This is a genomic window from uncultured Eubacterium sp., from assembly GCF_934295145.1.
In the GTDB taxonomy this organism is placed as follows: domain Bacteria; phylum Bacillota; class Clostridia; order Lachnospirales; family Lachnospiraceae; genus Eubacterium_I.
The window spans coordinates 1-5,657 of the sequence record NZ_CAKRAS010000094.1; the positions used below are offsets into that span (position 1 = coordinate 1).

At 43.6% G+C, this 5,657-nt stretch carries 6 protein-coding genes; all 6 read left to right on the forward strand.

Annotation, left to right across the window (positions count from 1 at the left end):
• The first annotated feature begins 82 nt into the window (after positions 1 to 82).
• The 6 genes from Q0I54_RS12855 (at position 83) to spoVT (ending at position 5,585) form a co-directional block, all read left to right on the forward strand.
• A complete protein-coding gene (locus tag Q0I54_RS12855) occupies positions 83 to 784 on the forward strand; it encodes a hypothetical protein (protein ID WP_296119195.1) in 702 nt (233 codons plus the stop codon).
• Positions 785 to 787: 3 nt separating this feature from the next.
• Complete coding sequence (locus Q0I54_RS12860) at positions 788 to 1,693, forward strand: AAA family ATPase (RefSeq protein WP_296119198.1); 906 nt, start codon at positions 788 to 790, stop codon at positions 1,691 to 1,693.
• 353 nt (positions 1,694 to 2,046) lie between these two features.
• Positions 2,047 to 3,111 carry a 16S rRNA (cytosine(1402)-N(4))-methyltransferase RsmH gene (gene rsmH / locus Q0I54_RS12865; protein WP_296119201.1) on the forward strand — a complete coding sequence of 355 codons (1,065 nt, stop codon included), beginning with the start codon at positions 2,047 to 2,049 and terminating at the stop codon, positions 3,109 to 3,111.
• A gap of 83 nt (positions 3,112 to 3,194) precedes the next feature.
• Entirely contained in the window at positions 3,195 to 4,571 is a 1,377-nt protein-coding gene (locus tag Q0I54_RS12870; protein ID WP_367270857.1) for an MATE family efflux transporter, read from the forward strand.
• Between the two features lie 175 nt (positions 4,572 to 4,746).
• Positions 4,747 to 4,941, forward strand: coding sequence for an AAA family ATPase (locus Q0I54_RS12875; protein WP_296119205.1), 195 nt, complete (start codon positions 4,747 to 4,749; stop codon positions 4,939 to 4,941).
• A 95-nt stretch (positions 4,942 to 5,036) separates the two neighbouring features.
• On the forward strand, positions 5,037 to 5,585 hold the full coding sequence (spoVT, locus tag Q0I54_RS12880; RefSeq protein WP_296119202.1) for a stage V sporulation protein T: 549 nt from the start codon (positions 5,037 to 5,039) through the stop codon (positions 5,583 to 5,585).
• Positions 5,586 to 5,657 lie beyond the last annotated feature (72 nt).

Below are 5,657 nucleotides of genomic sequence, written 5' to 3' on the forward strand. Positions count from 1 at the left end.
CTGTTAAGAACTATTGACTGCAAGTGAGAACTTTTGCGAATGGTGCGTGTGAACGGGATAAAACTTTGGAGGAATATTTATTATGAAGAAAACCGTAGGAAAGCTGCTGAGTGTATTGCTGATCACTATACTTGCGTTGTCAGGGTGCGGAACAAAAGATGCAGGAACGACGGATGGAAGTGCTGCGGCAGAGACTGCACAGGCTTCGGTAAAATCAAAGGTGAAATTTGAAGGCGTTTACACGGCCGGAGATACGATAAAGATACAGATGGATCTGGATAAGGATGGCAATTGTGATTATGGGTATACCGGAATGTATAAGCTGGCTACGAATGAGAGTGGAGCTCGGATTTTGAACCTGATTTACTACGGAGAAGAAAACGCAGAAAGCAACAGTGAAAGTCAGCTTGCGTATGATTCCTATGTATTGCAGCAAAACGAGGACGGTACTTATACAAGATGTAAATATACCGAAGGCGAAGAACCGGATTTTTCAAATGGTACAATTATGAAGCTTAAAAGCGGTGATGACAAAATTATGACAGACGCTGCATTTGATGCAGAATATATATCAGATGGCGGCGCGTATGTGAAGCTGAATACAGATGGAACATTTGTGTTTGGTGTACACATGAAATATGCAGCAGATAAAAAGCAGTTTGAACTGATCGGAGAAAGCGATTCTTCTGTATATACTTATGAGACAGATGAGAATCAGGATTCTATTATTTTGAAGAACAGTGATGGGGATACAACAATGAGTTTGCAGCGGAAGGAGAATTGATTTATGAAAGCAGAAGGAACTGGGTTAAATTATCAGGAGCTTGCAGAACGTTTTTATGCGTTAGACACAGAGGTTTATGAAGCATCCGGAAGTGAGCTGGGTAAAGTGTTTCCGGGACCGAAGCATATTTCAGAAAAGCAGATTCTGAAAGATATTGAGAAAGAAGAGTCAGAAAAACTGAAAGATGAACTGATCCTGATCGGAAATATGATCAAGATCATTCAGGAAAAGGGTGGACGCTATGAAGAATTCTTTATCCGTTACGAGCATTTATGTGAGGATATGATGAAAGTGCTGGAAGATGATGGTTTCCGTGATCAGATCACCAAAGATTTTACACAGGATCGCTATGGTCTGATGTACAAGACAAAAGAAAATCATATCGTAGTCTGCATTGCCCGTGAGACCGGTGCCGGCGGACATGAAATTGGTTCCAGACTTGCAGAGAAACTTGGATTTTCTTTCTATGATGATTCCCTGATGGACCTGATGATTGACGAGATGGATGAAAAAATCCCGGGTATCGGTGGCAAGGATGCACATTATATCAGGCAGAGCCGCGTGATCAAAACCATTGCGCAGGCTGGTGACTGCGTCATCGTAGGCCGTAGTTGTGGTCATGTATTGATGACAAACAATATTCCTCGTCTGAGTGTGTTTGTCGGTGCGCCGTATGAGAACCGTGTGCGAAGAAAAATGCTGATCAACCGGCAGGATCGCAGAGAGGCAGAGGAATTTATCCGCCGCAATGATAAGCGCAGAAAAACATCCTATGATTATTATACCGGTAAGAAATGGGGCAATCCGGCAGATTTTGATATCTGTATCAACAGCGCATGCTATGGTATCGATGGCAGCGTAGAACTGCTGGAAAAACTGGTAAAATATTCTCTTGATCTGAGAAAATAAATTTAAGTCGAACGTGCGTGAGACTTGGTGCGTGATTCTGGTCAACATGAGCTGACATATTCTTCTCAGAATCACTGCATTCTACACAAATCGAATATCATAAGCTGTGCCTATGAAATATGTCGTACCAGATATTTTCACGGGCACAGCTTTTTGTACATACAAAAATGGAACATACATGAATGGAAAATGCTATTCTTGATTTGCCGTTTTGAGTTCTGTATAATAGGAATAGACAGCTTCAGATAAAAGCAGTTAATGAAATTTTTTATACTAACACTGTTTGTAAAAAAACAGAATATGAAATAAAGCCGAAGTAATTTTATAAACAAGGGGAAACAGAAAGGATTCATATGGAAAACGAGACACAGACACCGCACAAGCGACGTGTGCGTTATAAAGGAAAATATCCGAAAAAATTTGAAGAAAAATACAAAGAACTGCAGCCGGAGAAATATCAGGACACGATTGCGCATGTCATCCGTAAGGGCAACACACCTGCGGGCATGCATATTTCTATTATGGTAAAGGAAATTCTGGATTTCCTGGAGATCAAACCGGGGCAGGTTGGTTTTGATGCGACCTTGGGTTATGGCGGTCACACAAAGGCCATGATGGAGTGTCTTCAGGGAGAAGGTCACATGTATGCCACGGATGTGGATCCGGAAGAATCTGCAAAGACCAGAAGGCGTCTGGCAGAACAGGGATTCGGTGAGGATATGTTGACGGTGAAACTGCAGAATTTCTGTACCATTGATGAAATCGCAAAAGAAGTCGGCGGTTTTGATTTTATTCTGGCGGACCTTGGAGTGTCATCCATGCAGATCGACAATCCGAAGCGTGGTTTTTCTTATAAGGTGGACGGACCGCTGGATCTGCGCCTGAATCAGGAAAAAGGAATCAGCGCGGCAGAACGTCTGGACAACATTTCTTTTGAGGAACTGGCTGGTATGCTGGATGAAAACTCCGATGAGCTGTATTGCGTGGAGATCGCGGATGCGATCGTGAAAGAAATCCGCAGAGGAAACCGTATTGATACAACGACGAAACTGCGTCAGGTCATTGAGAAAACACTGGAATTCCTTCCGGAAAAAGAGCGCAAAGACACGGTGAAAAAGACCTGTCAGAGAGTATTTCAGGCGCTCCGCATTGACGTGAACCGGGAATTTGAAGTGTTGTATGAATTTATGGAGAAGCTTCCGGGTGCTTTAAAACCGGGGGGAAGAGTGGCAATCCTGACCTTTCATTCCGGGGAGGATCGTCTGGTGAAGAAAGCATTAAAAGATGGTTATAAGGCAGGCATTTATGCAGACTACGCAAAGGATGTCATTCGTCCTTCTGCACAGGAGTGTGCGCAGAATGGCCGCGCGCGTTCCACGAAGATGCGCTGGGCGATTCGTTCCGATATGGAAATTTAAGTAAAAATAAAAAAAGTGAAATGAGCAGAAAAGAGAGTATTTTTCTGTGCATATTTTAGTTCGTTTAGAAAGAAGAGAATAGAGTGAAGAAAAATAAATATGAGATTGATATGTGTAACGGTACGATCATGAACAAGCTGATCTCCTTTGCATTGCCGTTAATGTTGTCAGGTGTCTTGCAGCTGATGTTCAACGCAGTGGATATCATCGTTGTGGGACGCTTCAGCGGAAGTCAGGCGCTGGCGGCGGTTGGTTCTACAACTGCGCTGATTGCTGTTTTTACAAATTTATTTATTGGAATTTCACTGGGCGCGAATGTACTGGCAGCCCGTTTTTATGCAGCCGGCCGCGACAAAGAGATGTCAGAAACGGTACATACGGCAATTATGCTGGCACTGATCAGCGGAATTGTAATGGCATTTGTCGGCGTGATTTTTGCAAAAGGTGCTCTGGAACTGATGGGAACACCGGACGATGTTATTAAACTGTCCACGTTATATATGCGGATTTATTTTTGCGGAATGCCATTTTTTATGCTGTACAACTACGGTGCGGCGATTCTGCGTGCGGTGGGAGATACGAAGCGTCCGCTGATCTTTTTGTTGATCTCCGGTTGTACGAATGCGGCACTGAATCTGCTTCTTGTCATCAAATTTGATATGGGCGTGGCAGGTGTCGGTATTGCGACCGTTATTTCACAGATGATCTCCTGCGTACTGGTTCTGCGATGCCTGCATAATACGGACAGCAGTTATCAGCTGTATTTTTCAAAACTGAAGATCAAAAAAGCATATATGCTGCAGATTTTTCAAGTGGGAATCCCAGCGGGAATCCAGAGTACGGTCATCAACTTATCAAATGTATTGCTGCAGTCTTCCGTAAACTCTTTTGGTTCTACGGCGATGGCGGGCTATACAGCCGCAAACAACCTGTTTGGATTTCTGTATGTATCCGTCAACTCCGTGACACAGGCTTGCATGAGTTTTACAAGCCAGAATTACGGTGTTGGAAAACTGAAACGAATGGACCGTGTGCTGCGTGACTGCATTATTCTGACGGTGAGCGTTTCACTGCTGCTCGGGGTCGGTGTGTATGTATTTGGACCGGAAATCCTGCAGATTTATACGACGGATCCGAAAGTTATTCAATGTGCAATGGAAATTTTGCTGTATACAACGGTAACGTATTTTTTCTGCGGTCTGATGGATCTGTTCCCGGGCGCACTGCGCGGCATGGGATATTCCGCAGTGCCGATGATCCTGTCCGTGATCGGAACGGTAGGAACTCGAATCGTATGGATTTACGGCATTTTCCCGACACACAGATCACTTTCAGTTTTATTTATTTCCTATCCGGCGTCCTGGATTCTGACGATCATCATGCAGGTGATCTGCTTCTATTTCGTACGGAAACATGTGCATCGGACGCACAAAGATACGGAGAGCCTGACAGAAGCATAGAAAAAAATGTTTTTTTCAGATGAAGATAGTTAAAGAAAAATAATGATATAAGCAAGAAAAGGAACATTCCCGGGTATCCGGGTTTGTTCTTTTTTTTGGGAAAAAAGTTACAATACTATATATTAGAATGCGACAATAGCATAAAAAACCTTGAAAAGAAAAGGGGTTACAGACAATTTCAGACTGGAAAGAAGAAAAGAATAAGAAAGCATTATGTGTAATCGGAGCACGTCAAATTGGAAAGACAACGGCAATTCGGGTGTTTGCAAAAGAAAATTATGAGCATTTTCTGGAAATCAATTTTATCAGGTGCAGTAACCGGAAAGCTTTGTTTATGAAGTTGATCTGTCGGCATTATAAAGTGGAATAATTTTTTGGTATAATCTGATTCTGTTTCCACATACTAGATGTACAACAAAATTATGGAAAGTATATCAGATGTGAGAAACAGGAGGTTTTTATCCTATGAAGGCAACAGGAATTGTGCGCAGAATTGATGATCTGGGGCGTGTGGTGATACCGAAGGAGATACGTCGGACGCTGCGGATCCGTGAGGGAGATCCGCTGGAAATTTTTACAGATCAGAATGGCGCGGTGGTATTGAAAAAATACTCTCCAATTGGGGAATTGAGCACGTTTGCGGCACAATATGCAGAAAGTATGGCGGCTGCATCCGGAAGTCTGGTCTGTGTGACAGATCGGGATCATATCATCGCAGCGGCCGGAAATGGAAAAAAGAATTATGACGGGAAACCGGTCAGCCGGGAGATGGAGCAGTTCATTGAGGCACGGGGATGTCAGGTGACAGGCGCGCAGGAAAAAGAGTGTCCCAAATTGACACTTGATGATAATATGTCGTATCAGACACAGGCACTGGCGACGATCATCTGCGAGGGTGATGCCATCGGAGCAGTGGCATTGTGCAGTGCGGAGCCCAAAAATCAGATTGGTGAATTGCAGGGGAAATTGGCGCAGGCGGCAGCGGTGTTTTTGGCGAAACAGGTGGAGCAATAAATTCTTGTTTAGGGTAATTTGGAACAAGCAGAAACGAACTCCAACAAGAACCTGAAAAATTTTCTGTGACCA

Coding starts and splice junctions, on each gene's coding strand:
- Q0I54_RS12855 (WP_296119195.1), top strand. CDS start 83: ATGAAGAAAACCGTAGGAAAGCTGCTGAGTGTATTGCTGATCACTATA.
- Q0I54_RS12860 (WP_296119198.1), top strand. CDS start 788: ATGAAAGCAGAAGGAACTGGGTTAAATTATCAGGAGCTTGCAGAACGT.
- rsmH (WP_296119201.1), top strand. CDS start 2,047: ATGGAAAACGAGACACAGACACCGCACAAGCGACGTGTGCGTTATAAA.
- spoVT (WP_296119202.1), top strand. CDS start 5,037: ATGAAGGCAACAGGAATTGTGCGCAGAATTGATGATCTGGGGCGTGTG.